Consider the following 20,086-nt stretch of genomic DNA (forward strand, 5'->3'; position numbering starts at 1 on the left):
TGCCCGTTCTCTTTTCCCTGTTGGCGCGATCCTAGGCCAGTCGGGCCCGCAGGTACATGGGGCCGATGCCCCAAATCTCCGGGCATCCTTGTCCGGTCCCCCACCGTCCGGGGACGGCGGCTGCGGCTATTTCCGCGTCCGGCGCATCCTGCCAAAGGGGATCGAGGCCAGCGCGACGGCCGCAAGCGTCAACAGCGTCCCGGCGATCGTCGCACCGTTGACGACGGCTCCGGGGGCGGGGACGACCACGTCGATGAGCAGCGACCCAACGAGTTGGCCGCAGATCATGCCCAATCCGGTCAGCAGCACGCCCAGGTGCTTGACTAGGAACGCCGAAAGCCCGATGAACACGCATCCCAGTGGGCCGCCCAGGTAGTACCACCACTGGGCGGGCAGGGACTCCGGGAGCCCGACCAGCGGCAGGCGCACCAGCAGCAGGAGCGCGAGCATGAGCCCGCCGACGAAGAAGTTCACCAGCGTTGCCGCCACCGGCGTCCCGTAGGCCTGCGCCTGGACGCCGTTGGCCGCGGATTGGAATCCCATGAGGAAGCCCACCACCAGCGGGATGGCCATCGGCAGCAGCAGGACGGCGATGGATGCGGCCGACCCCATCCTGGGGCTCACGGCCCAGATGACGCCGGCAATGGTCAATCCGGCACCGAGCGCGCGGAGCGTGCTGATGCGCCGCCGCCCGCCGGGCCCGAAGCCGATGCCGTCAACCAACAGGGAACCCAGTGTCTGGCCCGTGACGATGGAGACGGTGAACAGCGCGACGCCCAGCAGTGGCACCGTCAGCGTCTGGGAGATCACCACGAAAGCGCCGACGCAGCCGGCTGCCAGGTACCAGAGGGGGAAACGCCTCTCGCGCAGGGCGCGCGGGATCGCCATGGCCCCGGCGCGCGCACCGGGCAATAGCAGTGAGGCGATGGCCAGCACGATCAGTCCGGAGGTGAAGCTGACCAGCGAGGCGGCCACCGGATCCCCCAGCCGGAGCCCCAGGGCGCCGTTGATCCGGCTCTGGATTGGCATCGCCAACCCGGCCACCACGGCGGTCGCCACATAGAGGGGCGCCAGGGAGCGTTTCTTGCGCAGGGCGGGAGCCGGCGATGAAATCATGATGCCTTCCGTGTCTTCCAGCGTGGTTGCCCGTTGGGTTGCCACGAGGCCACCAGGACCGCCACCAGCGTGACCAGCGTTCCGACGATTTCGTTTGCACCCACCAATTCGGGCGAAATGACCAGGTCCATGACGAGGGAGCCGACCAATTGCCCCGTCACCAGCCCCATGCCCAAAAGCAGTGCCCCCAGCCGGGGAACCAGGGTGACACCCGTGACAACGAAGAGGATGCCCAGCGGCCCGGCAAAGTACATCCACCACAGAGGCGCGTGGGAGAACCCGAATGATTCAATCCGCAGCACGGCCGCAAGTGCCATGGCCAGCAGCAACCCGGCAGCGGCGGCCACGTAGTTGATGGCCGTTGCCGTGGTGGTGGAGCCATAGGCCTTCCCGGCACGGCCATTCATGGATTGCTGGAAGCTGACCAAAAGTCCTGCCCCGGCAGCGACGGCCAGGGCAATAAGGGCCCGGGGCGCTTCGGCCGCCTGCGCTCCCGTACCCCAGGCGGCAATCACCGCGCCAATGACCAATAGCCCCGCGCCGAGGAGTCGGATGCGGGTGACCGGCTGCTTCCCGGCCGGGCTGAACCCAATCATGTCGATGACGATGCTCGACAGGGTCCTGGCACCGACAACCGCGACGGCGAAGAGTGCCAAACCGATGCTGCCCACGCTCATGGCCTGGGCAACCATGTAATACGAGCCGACCAGTCCGGCCAACAGGAACCACCTCGGGATCGTGCGGTCGCGCCACACGGAGCCGAATTGCCTCCACCCTGCACGGGCCCCGGGAATCGCCACGCTCGCCACCAGGAGGCAGGCCAGGGACGTGAGCGCGCTGAGAAACGCCGCCGAAAGGTACCCACCGAGGAACCCCGCGCCCTCGGAGGTGATCAAGGCCTGCAGGGGCATCAGCATCCCGGCCGAGGCGGCCAGCGCCAAGGGGACTGCATGTGCTTGCGGTTCGGGGCGTGCCACTGATCTCCTTGGGGACGGGTTTCCTACTAGTGCAACCTACTGCGAAGCCCCCAAGGCATGGGCATTATGTCGCCAACACCACAAAACCTGCCTCACGCCCTCCGCTCGTGCATATGCGGTCGGCCGATGCGCCATGATGGATACATGGCAAATTCCGAAACATTCCCCATCCAAATCCGCGACGAGTCGATTCGACTGGGTCAACTGCTGAAACTGGCATCGTTGGCCGACGACGGATTCCACGCCAAGCAGCTGATCGAGGATGGCCTGGTGCAGGTCAACGGCGAAATCGAGACGCGCCGCGGGGCCCAGATCCGCAATGGCGACACTGTGACCGTCCACGGCGAGACCATCCGCGTGGAGACCGCCTAGCAACCGTCCGCCCCCAGGGCGGGCGTCCGGAATCATGCGTTCCAGGTAACCGCCACGATCCCCTGCACATCATCCAAACTCATGCCCGCATTGCGCGCGGCTGCCACAAGACGTCGAACTTCCCGCAAGGCCGGGGCGTCGAGCAGCTGGCCGGGATTCACGCGAGTACCGTTTGCGCGTCCCGTGCGCACCAGTCCTGCGGCCTCCAGTTCCTTGTAGGCCTTGGCAACGGTTCCGGCGGCAATCCGCAAGTCGCCGGCCAACTGGCGCACCGACGGCAACCGGTCGTCCGCCTCCAGCTCCCCCGACTGGATCAGAGCCGTTATTTGCGCACGGATTTGTTCGGCAGGTCCGCTGGGATGCGATGCGTCCAGGGTGATCATGCAATGGCCCGGGCCGTCGCAGGGAACTGCAGCGGGCGCACAGTTGCCCCCACCCACCCCAGCAATCGCACCAGCAGAACGGCGCCGACAATCAGTAGCAACAACGCGACCACGGCCATGGCCAGCGCCAGCGCTGTCAGCAATGGATCCGCAGTCATGCCGGGCACACCGCCCCCATCGAAGACCTGGCCCACGACGTAGGGCGCGTTCATTCCGGAACCGTGCAGGGCCGAGGCCGCGAACAGCAGCAAGGGCGCTACCTGGAAGCAGAGCATCGCGCTAAAGCCCGTGCTGACCACGTAGCCGACATTGGTCCGCACCGCATCGTCGAAGGCACGAAGCCGCATCCCGCGCATCCGCGGTCGACGGGCATTGGAGCTCAGTGCCCACAGACCCAGCCCGGATCCCAACATCAGTAGCGCCAGCACCGGGATTCCGTAGTACCACCCCGGGAACGGCCCAATCGATCCGGCCCCCAGCTGGACTTGGGTCACGACCATGTTTTGGTCAAGTTCCGCGCCGCCGGCCGATACGTATGGGAGGTTGCGGAAGCGTCCCCGCTCGTCCGGTCCCGACAGGATCCCTGCAACGACGAGCCCCGCGGCCGATGCCCCGAGCAACACCGCCGGCATCACGATCCCCCAGGCCGGGCCGAACATTCCGGTCGAGCGCGGCGTCAGCTCGGCGCTGGTGTGCAGCGATAATTCCGGGGAGATGTCGGAGAACTCGTGCGGGATGCGCCAGGCCACGAAGACCAGGGCGGCCAGGACCCACATAGCTGCGGGGGCGGCGGCCAGGGGCAGCCCGGCCGCGCCAGGGTATTCAGCGTGAAGGACCAGCGCCGCGACGCCGCCCAAGGCCATCACCGCCAGTGCCACGACGGTGCGTGCCCGCAGGCTGCGCAGCACCCTGCCGGCGTTGGCCCGCTCGATGATGGTGCCGGCGGCGGCAAGCGACAGCAAGTTGGAGCGTTGCTGGGTGAAGATGTTTCGCCTGACAAGCAGGACGATGCCGACCGAAAAGCCGAGGAGCAGCAGTAGGGCGAATCCGTTGACCATGGGGCTCCCGTTGTTGGAACGGGAGCCAACCAGCCACCCGCTTGTATCAATAAAGCAATACAAACAGGTGGCCGCTTCTTGTGTCAATGGATCGGTACAAAAACCTAGATTTTTGCACCCTTCAGCACGACATGGCTCAGGAACTCGTGCACATGGGACATTTCCTGCGCGTTCACCGAGTGGAACATGTTGGTATAAAGCACCTTGGTGACGTGGACGTCGCTGGTGGCCCAGGCATGCGTGTACTCGATCTTGTCCTGGGTGATGACCGGATCGGCCTGGTCCCTTCCCCAGAACACCGGCTTCCGCATTTCCTTGAGCTTCTCGTCCTGGAAGAAGCCCGCTCCCTCTTCCGGCACCGCAAAACCGGACAGGCCGATGACCGTGGAGATCGCATCGGGCTGGTGCCGCAGCAGGGACGTGGCCACCGCCATGCCCATGGAGAATCCGAGCAGGCTCACCGATGAATGCTGCTTACTAACCGGCTCAAGCCAGGACCACAGGTCGGCGATGGAGTTCTTGACGGCATCAAATGAATAATCCAGGTCCTGCATCAGCGGGAACCAGGTGTACCCCGGCCCCAATGACTGCGGGGCCCGAACCGAGACAATCGTGAATTCCTCCGGCAACATGGGGGCGAGCCCCATGAGGTCCTCTTCATTGGAGAGGTAGCCGTGCAAAAGCACCAGCAGCGGGGTGCCGGCGCGTTCGGATTCCGGGCGCGACCAAATGACAGTGGGGTTCCAACTTGTTTCACTCACCAGACCAGTCAAGCAGAAGTCCGCCGCATTCGGCGATCCGCCAAGTAACCTACGCTTAGGTAACTTACGTATTCTTTGATAAGAATATCTTCGTGAACAACGTCATTGAAACACCTTCCTCAGCTTCCAGCCCACCGAGCATCGGAAGTCATCCGTGGGGTCGCTATGTCGCCATCGGGGATTCCTTCACGGAAGGCGTCGGCGATGACGACCCCCGCAGCCCCGGGAACTACCGCGGCTGGGCCGACCGGGTTGCCGAACAGCTCAGCCAGGGTGTCGATGATTTCGCCTATGCCAACCTGGCCATTCGGGGACGCCTCATCACCCAGATCTTTGACGAGCAGGCGGGGCCGGCACTGGAGTTGAAGCCGGACCTCATCAGCCTGTGCGCCGGCGGCAACGACGTGATTCGCCCGGGTGGCGACCCTGACGCCACCGCCGACAAGCTCGACGCGCTCATGCGGGTACTGGCCACCTCAAATGCCACGATCCTGCTCTTCACCGGTCCCGACATCCGCGATACCCCGGTACTGGGCGGAATCCGGGGCAAGGTTGCCATCTACAACGAAAACGTGCGCACGATCGCTGCCCGTTACGATGCGGTGGTGGCGGACATGTGGTCGCTGCGGGAGTTACACCAACCGCGCATGTGGGCCGATGACCGCCTGCATTTCTCACCCCTGGGCCACCACACCATCGCGGCAATGGCCCTGGATGCCCTGAACGTCCCGCACCAGCTGCAACAACTTGAACCAAGCGAGGCCGAGATCAAGAACTGGCGCGAGGCCCGCCGCGACGACCTGATCTGGGCGCGCACGCACCTGGCCCCATGGGTGCTGCGCCGCCTGCGCCACCAGTCCTCCGGTGACGGCATCTCGCCGAAGCGACCCCTCGCCATCCCTTTCACCGAGCAGCCGCCCAACGCGTCCCTGGGCAATGGTCCCGCGATCTGATCGGGTGGACCCCAGGCCCCGGCGAATGGCGGTGGCACTCCCCCGACATCACGAATGGAAAACGTTTGGTGGAATTCGTCTCGGTTTTTGCCGACGCGTGTTTGACTAGTGTCGAAAGCGAGATCACGACCCAGTTTGCCCCGGCATTCGACACCTTGAGGACGGCAACCCATCAACGATTCAAGCACCACCACAATTGACGGCCTTCCCCCCGAGGTCCTGGGACCCCAGGACTCCGTGGATTTCGGCTATGTCGACCCCGACCCGGATTTCCTGCCCGGCGGAATGGGCGGCGTTTTCGAGGCAATACCCGTTTTCATGGTCATCTTCGCGATTGTGTTTATCGGGATCGTGGCCTTCGTGATATTCGTCTGGATACGAAACTACAAGGCCAGCAAGAACGCCGGAATGGACATCTTTACACTGGAAACCGATCTGGCGACGCGTGCCGCCAATTCCCAAATGTTTGCTCCCCGGCAAACCCGCGAACAAAAGTTGGCCGAACTCGAAGGACTTCTGGCCCGGGGCGTCATCACCCGGGATGAATACACCCAGGCGCGCCTGAAGATCCTGACCGACTAGGTCCGGCACGCGAGGCGGAAATGCATGGCCCCGGCGGGGGAAGGACCCCCAAACCGGAGCCATGTCCGTTCAGCTACCCGGCGTCGGCCTGCAGTCCGGATTCCCGCGCGAAAATGTGTTCATCCAGGGCATCGCTTAGTTGCTCGATGTCGGTCAGGAAGCCGTCATGGCCAATCGGCGACGTGATGTAGTGGACCTTGCCGGGAATCGGCAGCAACCCGGCAAGGCGCTCCGACTGCTCTGGCCAGTACAAGCGATCCGAGTCCACGGCGGCCACCAGGACATTCACATTTTCCAGTCGTGCCACGGCCGCTTCGATGGATCCATGGCCCCTGCCGATATCGTGGCTCATGAGCGCCTCGGTCAGCACCAAATAACTGTTGGCGTCGAAGCGGCCCACCAGCTTGCTGGCTTGGTGGTCCAGGTAGCTTTCCACCTGGTACCGGCCGCGGTCCAGCCCGGGGCTGGAGACCGGCAATTCGTCGCCTTGCGGCGCCCGCCCGAAACGGACGTCCAGTTCGGCCGCCGTGCGGTAGGTGATGTGGGCAATGCGCCGCGCGATCCCCAGCCCCGCGGAGGGCACGAGTTCGTTCGCGTAGTAGTCGCCCCCGGCGAAATCAGGGTCCAGCCTGATCGCGGCCGTTTGCGCCTGGGCGAAGGCAATCTGCTCGGCCGACGATTCGGCCGAGGCGGCCACGACCACGCAATTCCTCACCCGCTCCGGGAACTCGATGGCCCACTCCAGGGCCCGTGCCCCGCCCATGGATCCGCCCAGTACGGTGTGCCACGCGGCGATGCCCAGCTCGTCGGCCAGACGCGCCTCGAGACGCACCGAGTCCTTGATGGTGGTGAACGGGAACCGCGATCCCCAGGGAACCCCGTCCGGGTCCAGGCTGGCCGGACCGGTGCTTCCGGAGCAGCCGCCGACCATGTTCGCGGCAACCACGAAGTAGCGATCGGTGTCCACGGTCTTGCCGGGGCCGACGAAGCCGTCCCACCAGCCGGGCTCGGTCGAGGCCCCGCGCGCCACATGGCTGTCCCCGGTCAGGGCATGGGCAATGTAGATCGCGTTTGAGGCGTCGACGTTCAGCGTTCCCCAGGTTTCGTAGCCCAGCACGATGTCCGGCAGCGTCGAGCCGGTTTCAAAGGTGTAGGCACCGGTGTGCAGGTGCCGCAGGATGCCGTCCGGGGCAAAGTCCAGCCCCGCGGCGGTTTCTGCGTCATATAGGACCACGTTTGTCTCCACACTCACAAGGTGCCCTGCAGCTCGACCTCGGCCGCGGCGGCCACGGCCTCGAAGCCCGCCTGCAGGTCGGCGATGATGTCCACGACGTTTTCGATGCCGACGCTCAACCGGACCAGGCCCGGGGAGACGCCCGCGGCGACCTGCTCCGCCTCGCTAAGCTGCGCATGGGTGGTGGAGGCGGGGTGGATGACCAGGGAGCGCACGTCCCCGAGGTTGGCCACGTGCGAGTGCAGCTCCAGCGCGTCGACGAAGCCCTGGCCGGCCGCGCTTCCGCCCGCCAGCTCGAAGGACACGATGGCCCCGATGCCGCGCGGCCCGTACTTGCGGCCCCGCTCGAACCACTGGCTGGACTCGAGCCCTGCATAAAGCACCCGCTCAACCTGCGGCCGGGCCTCAAGCCACTGAGCGACCTCCACCGCGTTGGCGACGTGGCGCTCCATGCGCAGCGAGAGGGTTTCGAGCCCCTGGGCAATCAGGAACGCGTTGAAGGGGGCAACGGCCGAGCCGAGGTCGCGCAGCAATTGCACGCGAGCCTTGAGCACGTAGGCGAGGTTGGCTCCCAGTGCCCCGTTGACGCCGAGGTCCCGGGCATAGACCAGCCCGTTGTAGGAATCGTCCGGGGTGTTGAAGCCCGGGAACCTTTCCGGGTCGGCGGCGAAGTCGAAATTGCCCGAATCCACGATGACCCCGGCGATCGCGGTGCCGTGCCCGCCAAGGTACTTGGTGGCCGAGTGGATCACGATGTCGGCGCCCCACTCGATGGGACGGATGAGGTACGGGGTGGCCAGGGTGTTGTCGACAATCAGCGGCACCCCGGACTCGTGTGCGATGGCGGAGACGGCCTCGATGTCGAGCACGTCCTGGCGCGGATTGGAGACCACCTCGCCGAAGAATGCCTTGGTGTTGGGCTTGACCGCCGCGCGCCAGCCGTCCAGGTCGTCGGGATCCGCCACGAACGTGACCTCGATGCCGAGCTTGCGCAGCGTGTGCTTGAGCAGGTTCTGCGTCCCGCCATACAGGCTGGGGCTGGCCACGATGTGGTCGCCGGCCTCGGCGAGGTTCAGGATGGCGAAGGTCGTCGCTGCCTGGCCCGAAGCAAGCAGCAGGGCCCCCACGCCACCTTCGAGGCTGGCAATGCGCTGCTCCACGGCGTCCTGCGTCGGGTTGCCGATTCGCGTGTAAATGGGTTCCAGCTCGGCGAGGGCAAAGCGGGCGGCCGCGCTCTCGGCACTCGGGAACACAAACGAGCTGGTTTGGTAGATCGGCAGGGCGCGCGCGCCGGTTGCGGCGTCGGGCTCCTGTCCCACATGGATCTGACGGGTTTCAAAGGACCAGTTGTTAGACATCTCTTCCCCTTCAAGGATTCGTAGGGGTATGCCCGAAGCCGACTCCGGTTGTGGCCGTGTCTTGGCTGGGGGCAATCCCGCGCTTGTCCCACGTCTTTTTGACGCAGGGCCTGGTCTTCACCCGGGGCACCCCACCGCGGCGGAGGGTTGCCGTTCAGCAAGCCGGGGCCTTCTGCTGAAACTCATGACCTTGGCATTAAGTCTGGCCCAGCGCTTCATATGTTCGCAACCACGTCTCAAATTGTGACGAGCCGAAGGGCAACCGCACTACCCCGCAGCCGTTTGAACCAAGCAACCACAAAGCAAGTTAGGCAATCCTAAGTCGAGAGCCAGATCACAAAGTGCCATGATAGGCACATGATGAGGTTGGACCATGTAACTTACGCTTGTGGACCCGACGGCCTCGCGGCAACTGCCGCTCGGATCGGCGAGGCCCTTGGACTCGAATCTGTAAAGGGCGGTGTACACCCACGTTTTGGTACGCGCAATGTCATCTTCCCGCTGAAGAATGGCCAGTACCTGGAAGTTGTCGAAGTCTTGAACCACCCGTCGTCGGACAAGGCGCCGTTTGGCCAGGCCGTTCGCGCCCGCTCCGAACTCGGTGGCGGCTGGATGGGCTGGTGCGTCGCGGTTGACGACTTGGCTCCGGCGGAAGAGCGCCTGGGCCGGGGCTCGGTTCCGGGAAACCGCAAATTCCCGGATGGGCAGGAACTGACCTGGCGCCAGATCGGCATCAACGGCCTGATCGCCGATCCGCAGGTTCCTTACCTGTTGCGCTGGGACGACGGAACCGAGGAGCTTCACCCGTCAAAGGCACTGGAACCGGTTGGCAAGATCTCCTCGATCAGCATTGCCGGCTCCAGCGAACGCGTTGCCGACTGGCTCGGACAGCCCGAGCAGTTGCCCGTTGGCGAGGTTGCCGTCGATTGGCAGGCTCCCAACGGGACACCGGGAATCCTTTCGGTGACCTTCGAAACGCCCAAGGGACAAATCACGCTGTAACCACGCAGCGCGGGGAACCACGATCAAGGTGGGGTTGGCCGGATGATCCGGCTAGCCCCACCTTGCCTCATTTCCGGTCGGTTCCGCCGGCAGCAGCCTGCAGATCGTCCTTCAGGATTTCGAAGTGCTTCACCATGATGGATCCGATGGCCATGAACAGGCCGCCCACCAGCAATGCCTGCTGAAGTCGGACTTCCATCCCGAAGACCAGTTCCTCACCCGGCAACATGGTTTCGTAGTACCACTTCCAGATCGGATTTCCGATCACGGCCGTGCCCGCACCAACCAAGGCGAGGACGAGGCCGAGTCGGAGCATGGTTTTCGAACTCAAGAGTTGGGGCATCGCTGCTTCTCGACTTTCCTGGGGTTTTCCGCTTCTGGCCACCTGCCACCGGCCGACATTTCCCGGCCGTGGTTCCGGTGGCTAATCCCGCGGCAGTCCTGACTCCGGCCACGTCGCGCTTCTCACGGAGGCGACGGCCTCTTCCGCTGAGCGAACCACGAAGGATCCGGCCAGCAGGAACAGCCCGCCAAAGAAGGTGCCTTGCTGGATCACGGCGGCCAGCCCACCCACCAGGCCCGTGAGCGGGTAATTGAGGCCGCCGAGGTTGATCAGCCAGTTCAGGAGCGGTGAAACGATGATGTAGAAAAGGGCTCCAAGAATACCCAACACCAGACCAACACGGAACATTTTCTGTGAGCTCAGGGCCCGGGGCATATCCTGCTCCTTGGTTGACGGGTCCAGGCCCCGGCGCCGGAATTCGGTGCGCATTCCCGGTGGTCTGGTTTCCTTGAGCCTAGCAACGTGCCCCCAAAGCACAAGTGTTCACGAACAAAGTGATCAAACCGTGTTTTATGAACCAAGACCGATGGCCGTGCCGACCAGCGCGTAACCTACGAACCCGGCAATATCCAACAATGCATGGGCGATCACCAGCGGCATGACCCTGCCCTTCCTCGAGTACACGTAGCCAAAGACCACGCCCATCGCGACGTTCCCGATGAAGGGACCGATCCCCTGATACAGGTGGTAGCTGCCCCGCAGCACGGCGCAGGCAAGGATGATTTGCCACTTGCCCCAGCCCAGGCGCCCGAGTCTCTCGAAGAGGTAGCCGACCACGATCACCTCTTCCAGGATGCCGTGGCGGATCGCGGAGAAGACCAGCACGGGGACCGTCCACCAATAGTCGTCCAGCGCCGCCGGCACGATGATCGTGGTCAGCCCGAGGGCACGGCCCGCCGCGTAGACACCAAGCGTTCCGACGCCCATGGCCAGAAACAGGCCGGTTCCCCAGCCCAGGTCCCGAACCGGCCGCGCCAAGTCAAAGCCGAGCCGGGCAAAGGGGCTGCCCCCGGGAATCCTCCAGAGCAGGTACAACACCAGCATCACCGGCACCAGGCCGAAGAAGATGTCGAGCAGCTGGTAGGTCAGGTCGAAGTACTGGCGCTGGTTCAGCGAATTGTTCAGCGAAGTGGTCTGCGAGCCCAGGGGCGCACGGGTCATCTTGTCGATGAGGTTCACGATCGCGTAAATGCCCGATTGGCCCAGGGACAAGCCCAGGACGATGAGCAGCTCGATCTTCAATCCGCGGCGCGTCCCGGCTTCCGCCACCGTGCTTTCCAACGCTGCGCTGGATGCGGTGTTCCCCTGCGCTTCTGAGATCATGACGTCGATCCTACGTGTTGATCCTGTGTATCCGCACACCCGTTGGCCTGCAAGGATGGAGGGGTGAGACGAGATGCGCTGCCCCGCGAATACGAGCTGGCGAATGCCCTATATCCCGGACCGGACTGGAAGTCCGCGCACGTGGACGAAGGCGGCCAGTTCCACCTGGTGCTGGTGGCCGAGGACCAGGCGGTGATGCGCATGGGTCGCACCGCCGAGTCGTCCGCCCGGCTGCAGCGGCGCGTGGACCTGATCCAGGCGCTGTCGGGCCTCTTCAGTTTCCAGCTGCCCACAGCACTGGGCCCGGTCTGGCACGGCGATGATTTCTCCGCGGTCATCCAGCGCTACATCCCGGGTGCGGCGCACCCGCCGCACACCGGTGACGCACCACGCCTGCGCTCCGTGCTCGAGGAACTGGCGGCCGTGGACCTGCGGCCGCTTGACGGACTGCTGGCCGAGCCGTATTCGTTCCGGGGACCGTGGACCGCGCCGAAGATCGACGCGACCTTGTGCGCCTTGCCGCTGGAGTTGGCCGGAGCCGCGCGGCAGGTCCTGGACACCATCCCCGCCTTCGGGGCAGTGGCGCCTTCGCTGGTCCACGGGGACCTCGCGGGGCACAACATGCGCTGGCGCGATGGCAATCTGCTCGGCATCCTGGACTGGGACCTGGCCGCGGCATGGGACCCTGCGCTGAACACCGCATATCTCTGTCTCTGGCACGGCACCGACTTCGCCGAGGCCATTGCCCCGAGCCCCGAGGTGGCCTGGCGCGCCCGAATTTGGCTGGGTGCCATGGCACTGGAGAGCGTCTACGACGCTTCATTGGATCCGGGCCGGGACCTTGGTGCACTGATCGGGAAGATCGGCCCGCGCCTCGTGGCCGCTGCCGCCGCCACCCGCGGCTAGCGCGGCGCGCCCGGCCGTGGGTCGGCAACAATGACGGGAATGCCCGACTCCACCAATTCGCGCTGCTGCTCGGCGGTGATCCCGTCATCGGTGATCAGCGCGCTGAAGGTCGACCTGGCCAGCGTTGCAAAGGCGCTGTGCCCGATCTTAGAGGAGTCGCACACCAGGTAGCTGCGGCGCGCCCGGCGGATCATCAAGTCGTTGATGGAAGCCTCGAACTCGTCCGAGACCGTTGGACCGATGTGCGCCTCCAGCCCGTTGATGCCCACGAAGGCAACGTCCAGGGTGACCTTCTCCAGGGATTGCTCCGCAAAGGGACCGACCAGCTCGTAGGACCGCGGGTTCAGCACTCCCCCGGTGACCATCACCTTCACGTGCGTGCGCACCGCCAGCATCGAGGCGATGTTGACGGCGTTGGTGACCACGGTGAACGTGGTCCGCCCGGAATCGTTGACCAGCTCGCGGCGCATCCCCAGTTGCGTGGCAATGGCGCTGGACGTCGTGCCGCCCGACAGGCCCACCACCATGTCCTGGGTGACCATGGAGGCCGCGAGCACCGCGATGGCGTGCTTCTGCACCGCCGCGTCTTCCTTTTGGTAGCGAACCGGCAGGTCGTAGGCCACGGTGTTGGACACCGCTCCCCCGTGGGTGCGCGAGAGCAGCGAGGAGGCAGCCAACGAGTCCAGGTCCCGGCGTGCGGTGGCGGGCGAGACCTCGAGCCTGCGCACGATGTCCTCGACCTCGATCTTCCCGAAGCGGGAAAGCATCTCGAGGATGGCGTTGAGGCGTTCTTCGCGTTTCACCTTTTCACCCGTCTGTCGTCGTGTGGCCGGTTGGGGGGGAATCAACCGACAGTTCTCTGCTGCGGGGGCCGCGTGCTGCTGGGGCCCGGCCCGTTCGCCGGGCCGGCCGTCACCGCATTCGGTTCCGATGTTCCGCGGAAGGCGAGGTCACCAGGGTTTTGGCGAACGGCGCCGCGGGCACGGGATCCTACTTTACAGCTCCGGCGGCAAGGCCGCCGATCAGCCGCTTCTCAATGAGCATGAACAGGACAATCACCGGGATGATGGCCACGATCGAGACGCCGAAGACATATTGCCAGGCGGTGGAATACTGTCCCACGAACCTGGTCAGCGCCACCGACAGCGGCTGGTTCTCCGCGGTGGAGAGGATGACCAGGGAGGCGGCGAATTCGTTCCAGCAGGAGACGAAGGTGAAGATCACCGCGGTCACGATGCCCGGCCAGACCAGCGGCAGGTTGATACGGAAGAGCACCCGGAGCTTTCCGGCCCCGTCGATCTGGGCGGCCTCGTCGACCTCCTTGGGAACGGAGGCAAAGAACGAATGCATGATCCACACGGCGAAGGCCAGGTTGAAGGCGGCGTTGATCAGGATCATGGCCAGCCAGGTGTCGTAGAGATTCATGGCGAGCATCTGCTTGAACAGGCCCGCGGTCAGCACCGCCGGCTGCAGCATCTGGGTGACGATCACCAGGAACATGAAGACCATCTTGCCCGGGAACTTGAAGCGGGCGGTGTAGTAGGCGGCCGGGGTGGCCACCAGCAGCACCAGCAAGGTGGCCGAGAGGGAGATGACGATGGTGGAGATGAGGTTGAAGGCCACCGGTGTTTCGGGGGTGTCCCACATGGTCAGGTAGTTCGACCACTGCGCCCCTTCCCGCGGCATGTAGCTTGGCGGGATGGCAAGGATTTCGGCCTGGGTCTTGAGCGACCCAAAGAACATGATCCCGTAGGGAATCAGGAACGCGACGGCAACCAGCAAGCCCACAACCATGCGCCAAATGACGGTTCGGCGGGACGCACGGTCCTCGGTGATCAGGATCGACATGGGATTCCTAGACCTCCCTCATGGGCTTGACCGTCTTGACGTAGATCGCGACAATCACCAGCACGATCGCGAAGTTCACCACCGAGAGCGCCGAGGAGATGTCCAGCCGGCGGTCGAATTGCAGCACCTTGAAGATGTAGGTCATCAAGGTGTCCGCGCTGTAGCCGGGAATGGAACCGGTGATGATCTTCAGGATCGGCAGGTTGTTGAACACGTTGATGATGTTGATCAGCACGGCAACCGCCAGCGCCCCGCGCAGCTGCGGCAGGATCACGAAAATGTAGGTTCCCCAGCGATTCGCCCCGTCCATGCGGGCGGCCTCCAACGTCTCGTTGGGGATCGCCTGCAGGCCGGCCAGGAGCGTGTAGGTGGTGAACGGAATCGACACGAAGATCGCAACCACGATGGCCACCGCCATGGCCGGGACGGCGTTCTTGGTGAACCCGTAGCCCTCGTCCAGGACGCCGATGTCGGTGAGGAACTTGTTGAAGATCCCGTAGTTGGGATCCGCCGCGTAGTAGAACACGGTGGTGGTCATGACCACCGACGCCGCCCACGGGACGATGACTGCCATGCGCACCAGGGTCCGCCCGGGGAAGGGCTTGTTCAGGAACTGCGCCAGCGCCAGCGAAATCACCACGGTGATTGCCACCACGACCACCACCCAGACCACGGTGTTCAGCAGGATGCGCGGCAGCGCCGGGTCGGCGAAGACCTTGGAGAAGTTCGCGAATCCCACGCCCTCGAGGTCGGTGCCGACCTGCGAGATCTTCCGGGTGGAGTTGTAGATCATGTATCCGGCCGGGAACACCACGATGGCCAGGATCAGCAGGAGGGCCGGCCCGATCCAGGGCAGCGCCGAGAGGAACGACCCGCCTTCCCTGGCGGAGGTGCGCGCGGATCTGCGCTTCGGGGCGGTTGCGACGCTCATGGCGGGGGTCTCCTGCGTTACGGGGACGGAAATTGGTTGGCCTCAACCGCGGACGGGGCTCCCATGGTGGAGGTGAGCCCCGTCCGTCTCGGCCGGGAGCGGTGCAGCTAGCTGGCCGCGTCGGCCTTGGCCTGGATTTCCTTCAGGACCTCCGCAGCGCTCTTGCCCGTGTCGATCTGCCCCATCAACGACTTGAACGCGCCATCGGTGGCGTTCCATGCAGGGTTGGTGGTCGGGTAGAACACCGCATTGGGCAACATGTCCAGGAACGGCTTGAGCGTCTCGTCGCCCGCCAGCTTCTCGGAGCCGGACTTGGTGGTCGGCAGGAAGCCCTCGGTGGACACCCAATCGGTGTAGACGTCGGCGGCGAAGAAGTAGTCCATGAACTTCTTGACGGCCGCGGTCTTGGACCCGTCGTTCTTGAACGACATCAGGCGGTCGGCGACGCCGAGGGTTGCCGGGGCACCGGACTTGGTGGCCACCGGCGCGATGCCGTACTCAAGGTCGGGGTTCTCCTTCTCGATCTGGCCAACGGTCTGCGGCAGCCCATAGGCGAAACCCAGCTTGCCCTGGACGAAGGTGTTGAGCATCGGGGTGCGCTGGGTGGCCCCCGGGTTCTTTTGCGTGGCCCCGTCCTTGATCATCTTCTGCATGTACTCGGTGGCCTCGACGTTGGCCGGGGTGTCCACGGCAATGCTGGCGGTGTCGCCGAAGTTGCCGCCGTTGCCGGCGAACCAGATCATCGATTCGCCCTGCGCTTCTTCGCTGCCCAGCGGCATGCCGTAGCCGTCGGCCTTGGTCTTCTCGCTCACGGCCATGGCTGCGTCGTGGAGTTCGTCCCAGGTCTTGGGGACCGCGGAGATCCCGGCCTCCTCCATCAGCGTCTTGTTGTAGAACAGGGCGCGGGCCGAGGCAATCAGCGGCAGGCCGTACTGGGTTCCTTCGAGCTTTTCGTTGTCGGCAAACGAGGGCTGGAAGTCGGCCACGGTCGCCTCGGAGGCGATGTCGGTGGCCGGGGCCAGCAGTCCCTCGGCGGCGAATTCGGCGAAGGCGCCGCCGTTGTAGATGTCGGGTGCCTTGTTGCCCTGGACCTTCGTCTTCAGCACGCTTTCCAGGTTTTCCCAGGACTGGATCTCAAGGTTGATCTTCACGTCCGAGTTGGCAGCCTCGAAGTCCTTGATCACGCCCTCCCACAGGGCCTTGGTTCCGGTGGAATAGCTGGGAACCAGCATGTCCAGGGTGGTGACGCTGCCGGGGGCGCCGGACTCGCCGCCGTCGGTGGTGCCCCCGCCGAATCCGCAAGAGGTCAGCAGCAGCGCGGCGGCCGCAGCGCCGGCAATGAATGTTCCTCGGAGAGTGCGCTTTTTCATCGGTCCTCGTTCCAGGTGGTCGATGTGATCGTTTGTCACTTCACAACGACAAGAGTGATGTTATGTGCTTTATTTGCAATTAGAACGATCAATAAAGCACACCTTCCCTCGATTATGCTGTGACCACGGACACGCCGTCAAGTGGTCGGGAGTCCAATCCCGGGAAATTTCCACGTTGGCCGGGAAGGTGCGGGTAAAGCCTTGTCACCCGGGGATTTTTGGGCGCATGCCCGAGCGCGAAACAGGGTATGGGGTGCCGTGGCGGGAAGACTGCGGGACGGGGTACTCGAAAGCGCGAACTACTCGGCGGAGGGGCGCTGCCGCTGCCTTTTCGTTTCCGAACGCCGGCTCTTTGCGGCGAGGCGCCGTTTCTTCGAACCCCTGGTCGGTTTTGTTGCGCGCCGGCTCGCGGGCTCCGGGGCGAGGCCGGCGGCCACCAGCTCGGCGAGCTTGCGCAGGGCGGTTTCGCGATTCCGAAGTTGGGAACGCTGCTCCGAGGCGGTCACCGTGATCACCCCTGAAACGAGGCGACGCCCGAGGCGGGTGAGCAACATCGTGCGCTGGTCCTCGGTGAGCGCCAGCGATTCGGCGATGTTCCAGAAGAGTTCTACCCGGCTGTCCGACGTGTTGACGTGCTGGCCCCCGGGCCCGGAGGAGCGCGAGAACCGCCAGCCCAATTCCGCCGCGGGAATCGTGAGCTCGGGCGACACCAACAGATCCATGCATTAAGTGTTGCACGATGCGGCCCGGGGCCCGGGCCGCCGGGAGCGGCGGCACCCGTTGCATCACCGGGACGGATTCCTAGGGGCGCCGCCCGGCGAAAAGGCGCAGCAGGCGCGCGGTTTCGGCGGCCATGGCCTCCCGGCCGCGTGCCAGGTACTTGCGCGAATCGACCACCTCGGGGTTTTCCTCGAGGTACTGGCGAATGGCACGGGTGAAGAAGCCGTTCAGGTGCGTGGAGACATTGATCTTGGTCATGCCCGCCTCGATGGCAGCCACGATGTTCTCGTCGCTGACCCCCGAGGATCCGTGAAGCACCAGCGGAACATCCAGTGCGGCGCGGATCCGTCCGATCAGCTCGATATCCAGCGCCGCGGATCGATCGAGCATGGCGTGGGAGGATCCCACCGCCACGGCCAGGGCGTCCACGCCGGTGGCACCCACGAAAGACGCCGCCTCCACGGGATCCGTGCGCACACCCGGTGCGTGGGCGCCGTCCTTGCCGCCGACCTTGCCCAGCTCCGCCTCGACGTAGACCCCGGCGGCGTGAGCGTACTCGGCCACTCGCCTGGTGGCGGCGACGTTGTCGTCGTACTCCAGGTGTGCCCCGTCAAACATGATCGAGCCGAAGCCCAGGTCCACCGCCGCGCGGGCGAGATCTTCCGATTCCGCGTGGTCCAGGTGCACGGCCACGGGAACCGCCGCGTTTCGGGCGGCGGCGAGGGTTGCCAGGGACACCGGCTCCAGGCCCCCGTGGTAGGCGACGCAATTTTCGGAGATCTGCAGGATCACCGGGGTTTGCGCCAGCTCGGCGCCCCGGATCAGCGCCTCGGCGCTTTCCAGGTGGATGACGTTGAAGGCACCCTGGCCGATGTTGGCGCTACGGGCGGCGTTCATGATTTCTGCGGTATTGACCAGGGGCACCGTGGATGCGTCCTTTCAAGTGGTGTGGAGGGGGCGTGCCGCAGGTGCGGCTAGCGCTCCGTGGAGGAATCAAGGATGAGTGCGCGGGCAAGGTCCGGGTGCGAGGGATGCAGCTCCCCCGCCGTCGGCATCAGCACCGCGGAGGCGGCCCAGGCCGCCGCGCGGGGAAGGATCACCGAGTCGTGGTCCTCGCGCCGGTGCAGGCCCACCGCGACGGCGGCGACCACCGAGTCCCCGGCGCCGGTGGGATTGCCCGACAGGGGCTCGGGCAGGCGGGCGGATGCCCATTGCCCGGGGGTTGCGGCGGCAAAGTGGAAGAGGCCCGCCGCTCCGGCGCTCGCATAGACATGCCCGGCCCCGGCAGCCAAGAGCATCGCGGCACCCGCCGCCAGCGAATCGGTGCCGGTGGTCTCGGCCAGCTCGTGGTGGTTGGGCTTGAGCACCGTGGCCCCGGCGCGGGCAGCGGCCAGCAATGCGGGGCCGGAGGTGTCGATGATGCTGGGGATGCCGCGGCGTGCCGCTTCCCGCACGCACCACGGATAGAAATCCTCGTCCGCCCCCTGGGGCAATGACCCGGAGGCCACCAGGACCGTTGCCCCGCGGTCCAGCTGCGCGAGGATCCGCGCGCGGACGGCGTCCCATTCGTGCGTGCCCAGCGCCCCTCCGCGTTCGTTGAATACCGTGGTGCGACCCGTTGCGTGCTCGACCACGGCGAAACTTCGCCGGGTCTCGGCCGCGACGGGGATCAGTGCGTGCCCGACCCCGGCGGATTCCAGTTCCCGGGTGAACACCCGCCCGTTGGCCCCGCCCACCGGAGCCAGCGCAATGACCTCGCAGCCCTGGGAGTGGGCCACCCGGGCCACGTTCAGTCCCTTGCCGCCGGCCCGGCGCATCGGGGCATCGACGCGGTTGGTCCCGCCCACGTCCATGACCTCGAGGCCGTAGGTCTCATCGACGGCGGGGTTCGGTGTGATCGTCAGGATCATGGCTTCGCGCCAAGCGCCTCGGCGGCTTTCAGGAAGGCGCCGCGCAGGCCCGCATCCTCGCCGAGCTGGGCCGGGACGATGAGCGGTTCCCGATGGTAGGAGAGCCTGCTGCGGACCGAGTGGCGCAGCGGTTCCAGCAGCGCCTCCCCGGCCTGGGCCAGCCCGCCGCCGATGATGACAGCCTCGGGGGCGATGGAGGCGCTGAGCTGGGCGATGGAAAAGGCGATGGCCTGCACGGCCTCGTCCCAGATCCTTGCCGCCGTAGGGTCCCCGGCGGCCATGGCCTCGAGCACCTCGCGGGCGCCGCGCACCTGGGTGCCGGTCGCCTGCGCGTAGCGCCTGGCGATGGCACCGGCCGATCCGAGGGTTTCCAGGCAGCCGTGGGCGCCGCAGGGGCAATCGAGCCCGCCCGGCACCGCCGCGTGGCCGAGTTCGCCAGCATATCCGCCGGCCGAGACCGGGCGCCCGTCGACGAAAAGCGCTGCGGCAACGCCGGTCCCGATGACCAGCATAACCGCGTTGCGGACCTTGCTTCCCAGCGCGGCACCTGCCCCGAATTCGAGTTCCGCGGCGCCGGCCATCGCCACGTCGTGGCCGAAGCCGACCGGGAGGCCGAAGGCCCGGGCAGCCATGTCGCGAAGGGGGGCATCGCGCCACCCGAGGTTTGCGGAGAACAGCCCGCGCCCGCGCTGCTCGTCGACGAGCCCGCACACCAGCAGCCCGACTGCCGCGGGGCGGAGAGCGGGCGCCTCCGCCATCACGTCGCTCCCCAGCCCGTGGAGCTGCTCGATCAGCGTTTCCGCGGGCTGCGCGGTGTCGCGCCGGGTGGGGACCCGGCGAATGCCCAGCAGGTTTCCCGCGTCGTCGCAGAGCGCAGCCTTGATGTCGGTGCCTCCGACATCGAAGAGCAGGTATGGAGGGTTCATGGTGTCAGGGACT

Annotated in this window: 23 protein-coding genes and 1 riboswitch; of the genes, 5 read left to right on the forward strand and 18 right to left on the reverse strand. The window is 65.6% G+C overall.

All coding sequences use genetic code 11. The annotated features are described in order from the left end of the window. Window positions 1–126: 126 nt before the first annotated feature. Both KRR55_RS13775 and KRR55_RS13780 read right to left on the reverse strand, forming a co-directional pair. Window positions 127–1,116, reverse strand: a complete 990-nt coding sequence (locus tag KRR55_RS13775; RefSeq protein WP_217389676.1) for a DMT family transporter — start codon at window positions 1,114–1,116, stop codon at window positions 127–129. Continuing rightward, window positions 1,113–2,093, reverse strand: a complete 981-nt coding sequence (locus KRR55_RS13780; protein ID WP_217389677.1) for a DMT family transporter — start codon at window positions 2,091–2,093, stop codon at window positions 1,113–1,115. The genes KRR55_RS13775 and KRR55_RS13780 overlap by 4 nt, the downstream gene beginning before the upstream one ends. A gap of 144 nt (window positions 2,094–2,237) precedes the next feature. On the opposite strand from KRR55_RS13780, the gene KRR55_RS13785 reads away from it, so the two are divergent. Continuing rightward, window positions 2,238–2,465 (forward strand): RNA-binding S4 domain-containing protein, encoded by a 228-nt coding sequence (locus KRR55_RS13785; protein WP_217389678.1) that lies wholly within the window; start codon window positions 2,238–2,240, stop codon window positions 2,463–2,465. 32 nt (window positions 2,466–2,497) lie between these two features. On the opposite strand, the gene KRR55_RS13790 is transcribed toward KRR55_RS13785, so the two are convergent. From KRR55_RS13790 to KRR55_RS13800, 3 genes are all read right to left on the reverse strand, one after another. Further along, window positions 2,498–2,848: a GntR family transcriptional regulator gene (locus KRR55_RS13790; protein WP_217389679.1), complete on the reverse strand. Its 351-nt coding sequence runs from the start codon at window positions 2,846–2,848 to the stop codon at window positions 2,498–2,500. Next, entirely contained in the window at window positions 2,845–3,906 is a 1,062-nt protein-coding gene (locus KRR55_RS13795) for a hypothetical protein (protein ID WP_217389680.1), read from the reverse strand. Before KRR55_RS13795 ends, KRR55_RS13790 begins: the two co-directional genes overlap by 4 nt. A 104-nt stretch (window positions 3,907–4,010) precedes the next feature. Further along, the gene (locus tag KRR55_RS13800) at window positions 4,011–4,667 is read right to left on the reverse strand and encodes an alpha/beta hydrolase (RefSeq protein ID WP_217389681.1); all 657 of its coding nucleotides are present in this window, start codon (window positions 4,665–4,667) and stop codon (window positions 4,011–4,013) included. A gap of 92 nt (window positions 4,668–4,759) precedes the next feature. On the opposite strand from KRR55_RS13800, the gene KRR55_RS13805 reads away from it, so the two are divergent. Beyond that, on the forward strand, window positions 4,760–5,620 hold the full coding sequence (locus KRR55_RS13805; RefSeq protein ID WP_217389682.1) for an SGNH/GDSL hydrolase family protein: 861 nt from the start codon (window positions 4,760–4,762) through the stop codon (window positions 5,618–5,620). A 237-nt stretch (window positions 5,621–5,857) separates the two neighbouring features. Next, a complete protein-coding gene (locus KRR55_RS13810) occupies window positions 5,858–6,202 on the forward strand; it encodes an SHOCT domain-containing protein (RefSeq protein ID WP_336245121.1) in 345 nt (114 codons plus the stop codon). A gap of 73 nt (window positions 6,203–6,275) precedes the next feature. On the opposite strand, the gene metX is transcribed toward KRR55_RS13810, so the two are convergent. Beyond that, window positions 6,276–7,436 (reverse strand): homoserine O-acetyltransferase MetX, encoded by a 1,161-nt coding sequence (gene metX / locus KRR55_RS13815; protein ID WP_336245122.1) that lies wholly within the window; start codon window positions 7,434–7,436, stop codon window positions 6,276–6,278. 14 nt (window positions 7,437–7,450) lie between these two features. After that, window positions 7,451–8,794: a bifunctional o-acetylhomoserine/o-acetylserine sulfhydrylase gene (locus KRR55_RS13820; protein ID WP_217389684.1), complete on the reverse strand. Its 1,344-nt coding sequence runs from the start codon at window positions 8,792–8,794 to the stop codon at window positions 7,451–7,453. Window positions 8,795–8,868: 74 nt separating this feature from the next. Next, a riboswitch (SAM riboswitch) is annotated at window positions 8,869–8,984 on the reverse strand. Window positions 8,985–9,151: 167 nt separating this feature from the next. Between KRR55_RS13820 and KRR55_RS13825 the strand changes: the two genes are divergently transcribed. Beyond that, a complete protein-coding gene (locus tag KRR55_RS13825) occupies window positions 9,152–9,796 on the forward strand; it encodes a VOC family protein (RefSeq protein WP_217389685.1) in 645 nt (214 codons plus the stop codon). A gap of 67 nt (window positions 9,797–9,863) precedes the next feature. Here KRR55_RS13825 and KRR55_RS13830 read toward each other — a convergent pair whose 3' ends face one another. From KRR55_RS13830 to KRR55_RS13840, 3 genes are all read right to left on the reverse strand, one after another. Beyond that, window positions 9,864–10,139 (reverse strand): hypothetical protein, encoded by a 276-nt coding sequence (locus KRR55_RS13830; RefSeq protein WP_217389686.1) that lies wholly within the window; start codon window positions 10,137–10,139, stop codon window positions 9,864–9,866. An 81-nt stretch (window positions 10,140–10,220) separates the two neighbouring features. Then, entirely contained in the window at window positions 10,221–10,568 is a 348-nt protein-coding gene (locus KRR55_RS13835; protein ID WP_217389687.1) for a 6TM ABC transporter family protein, read from the reverse strand. A gap of 81 nt (window positions 10,569–10,649) precedes the next feature. Next, window positions 10,650–11,462: a CPBP family intramembrane glutamic endopeptidase gene (locus tag KRR55_RS13840; protein WP_217389688.1), complete on the reverse strand. Its 813-nt coding sequence runs from the start codon at window positions 11,460–11,462 to the stop codon at window positions 10,650–10,652. A 63-nt stretch (window positions 11,463–11,525) separates the two neighbouring features. On the opposite strand from KRR55_RS13840, the gene KRR55_RS13845 reads away from it, so the two are divergent. Continuing rightward, window positions 11,526–12,368, forward strand: coding sequence for a phosphotransferase family protein (locus tag KRR55_RS13845; RefSeq protein ID WP_217389689.1), 843 nt, complete (start codon window positions 11,526–11,528; stop codon window positions 12,366–12,368). Here the strand turns inward: KRR55_RS13845 and KRR55_RS13850 are convergent. The 8 genes from KRR55_RS13850 to KRR55_RS13885 all read right to left on the reverse strand — a co-directional run bounded on the left by KRR55_RS13850 (window position 12,365) and on the right by KRR55_RS13885 (window position 20,073). After that, window positions 12,365–13,171, reverse strand: a complete 807-nt coding sequence (locus tag KRR55_RS13850) for a DeoR/GlpR family DNA-binding transcription regulator (RefSeq protein ID WP_217389690.1) — start codon at window positions 13,169–13,171, stop codon at window positions 12,365–12,367. The genes KRR55_RS13845 and KRR55_RS13850 overlap by 4 nt on opposite strands. A 187-nt stretch (window positions 13,172–13,358) precedes the next feature. Next, window positions 13,359–14,216 carry a carbohydrate ABC transporter permease gene (locus KRR55_RS13855; protein WP_217389691.1) on the reverse strand — a complete coding sequence of 286 codons (858 nt, stop codon included), beginning with the start codon at window positions 14,214–14,216 and terminating at the stop codon, window positions 13,359–13,361. A gap of 7 nt (window positions 14,217–14,223) precedes the next feature. Continuing rightward, entirely contained in the window at window positions 14,224–15,147 is a 924-nt protein-coding gene (locus KRR55_RS13860) for a carbohydrate ABC transporter permease (RefSeq protein ID WP_217389692.1), read from the reverse strand. 107 nt (window positions 15,148–15,254) lie between these two features. After that, window positions 15,255–16,517, reverse strand: coding sequence for an extracellular solute-binding protein (locus KRR55_RS13865; protein ID WP_217389693.1), 1,263 nt, complete (start codon window positions 16,515–16,517; stop codon window positions 15,255–15,257). A 299-nt stretch (window positions 16,518–16,816) separates the two neighbouring features. Beyond that, entirely contained in the window at window positions 16,817–17,239 is a 423-nt protein-coding gene (gene arfB, locus KRR55_RS13870; protein WP_217389694.1) for an alternative ribosome rescue aminoacyl-tRNA hydrolase ArfB, read from the reverse strand. Between the two features lie 79 nt (window positions 17,240–17,318). After that, a complete protein-coding gene (locus KRR55_RS13875; protein ID WP_217389695.1) occupies window positions 17,319–18,161 on the reverse strand; it encodes a class II fructose-bisphosphate aldolase in 843 nt (280 codons plus the stop codon). Window positions 18,162–18,211: 50 nt separating this feature from the next. Then, the gene (locus tag KRR55_RS13880; RefSeq protein ID WP_217389696.1) at window positions 18,212–19,147 is read right to left on the reverse strand and encodes a 1-phosphofructokinase family hexose kinase; all 936 of its coding nucleotides are present in this window, start codon (window positions 19,145–19,147) and stop codon (window positions 18,212–18,214) included. Further along, window positions 19,144–20,073, reverse strand: coding sequence for an ROK family protein (locus tag KRR55_RS13885; protein WP_217389697.1), 930 nt, complete (start codon window positions 20,071–20,073; stop codon window positions 19,144–19,146). Before KRR55_RS13885 ends, KRR55_RS13880 begins: the two co-directional genes overlap by 4 nt. Window positions 20,074–20,086 lie beyond the last annotated feature (13 nt).

Source organism: Paeniglutamicibacter quisquiliarum, from assembly GCF_019084045.1.
In the GTDB taxonomy this organism is placed as follows: Bacteria; Actinomycetota; Actinomycetes; order Actinomycetales; family Micrococcaceae; genus Paeniglutamicibacter; species Paeniglutamicibacter quisquiliarum.

Bases quoted from the DNA above. Each gene is read 5' to 3' on its own strand.
- KRR55_RS13775 (WP_217389676.1), bottom strand. From the start codon at position 1,116: ATGATTTCATCGCCGGCTCCCGCCCTGCGCAAGAAACGCTCCCTGGCG.
- KRR55_RS13785 (WP_217389678.1), top strand. From the start codon at position 2,238: ATGGCAAATTCCGAAACATTCCCCATCCAAATCCGCGACGAGTCGATT.
- KRR55_RS13790 (WP_217389679.1), bottom strand. From the start codon at position 2,848: ATGATCACCCTGGACGCATCGCATCCCAGCGGACCTGCCGAACAAATC.
- KRR55_RS13795 (WP_217389680.1), bottom strand. From the start codon at position 3,906: ATGGTCAACGGATTCGCCCTACTGCTGCTCCTCGGCTTTTCGGTCGGC.
- KRR55_RS13820 (WP_217389684.1), bottom strand. From the start codon at position 8,794: ATGTCTAACAACTGGTCCTTTGAAACCCGTCAGATCCATGTGGGACAG.
- KRR55_RS13825 (WP_217389685.1), top strand. From the start codon at position 9,152: ATGATGAGGTTGGACCATGTAACTTACGCTTGTGGACCCGACGGCCTC.
- KRR55_RS13830 (WP_217389686.1), bottom strand. From the start codon at position 10,139: ATGCCCCAACTCTTGAGTTCGAAAACCATGCTCCGACTCGGCCTCGTC.
- KRR55_RS13835 (WP_217389687.1), bottom strand. From the start codon at position 10,568: ATGCGCACCGAATTCCGGCGCCGGGGCCTGGACCCGTCAACCAAGGAG.
- KRR55_RS13840 (WP_217389688.1), bottom strand. From the start codon at position 11,462: ATGATCTCAGAAGCGCAGGGGAACACCGCATCCAGCGCAGCGTTGGAA.
- KRR55_RS13855 (WP_217389691.1), bottom strand. From the start codon at position 14,216: ATGTCGATCCTGATCACCGAGGACCGTGCGTCCCGCCGAACCGTCATT.
- KRR55_RS13860 (WP_217389692.1), bottom strand. From the start codon at position 15,147: ATGAGCGTCGCAACCGCCCCGAAGCGCAGATCCGCGCGCACCTCCGCC.
- KRR55_RS13865 (WP_217389693.1), bottom strand. From the start codon at position 16,517: ATGAAAAAGCGCACTCTCCGAGGAACATTCATTGCCGGCGCTGCGGCC.
- arfB (WP_217389694.1), bottom strand. From the start codon at position 17,239: ATGGATCTGTTGGTGTCGCCCGAGCTCACGATTCCCGCGGCGGAATTG.
- KRR55_RS13880 (WP_217389696.1), bottom strand. From the start codon at position 19,147: ATGATCCTGACGATCACACCGAACCCCGCCGTCGATGAGACCTACGGC.
- KRR55_RS13885 (WP_217389697.1), bottom strand. From the start codon at position 20,073: ATGAACCCTCCATACCTGCTCTTCGATGTCGGAGGCACCGACATCAAG.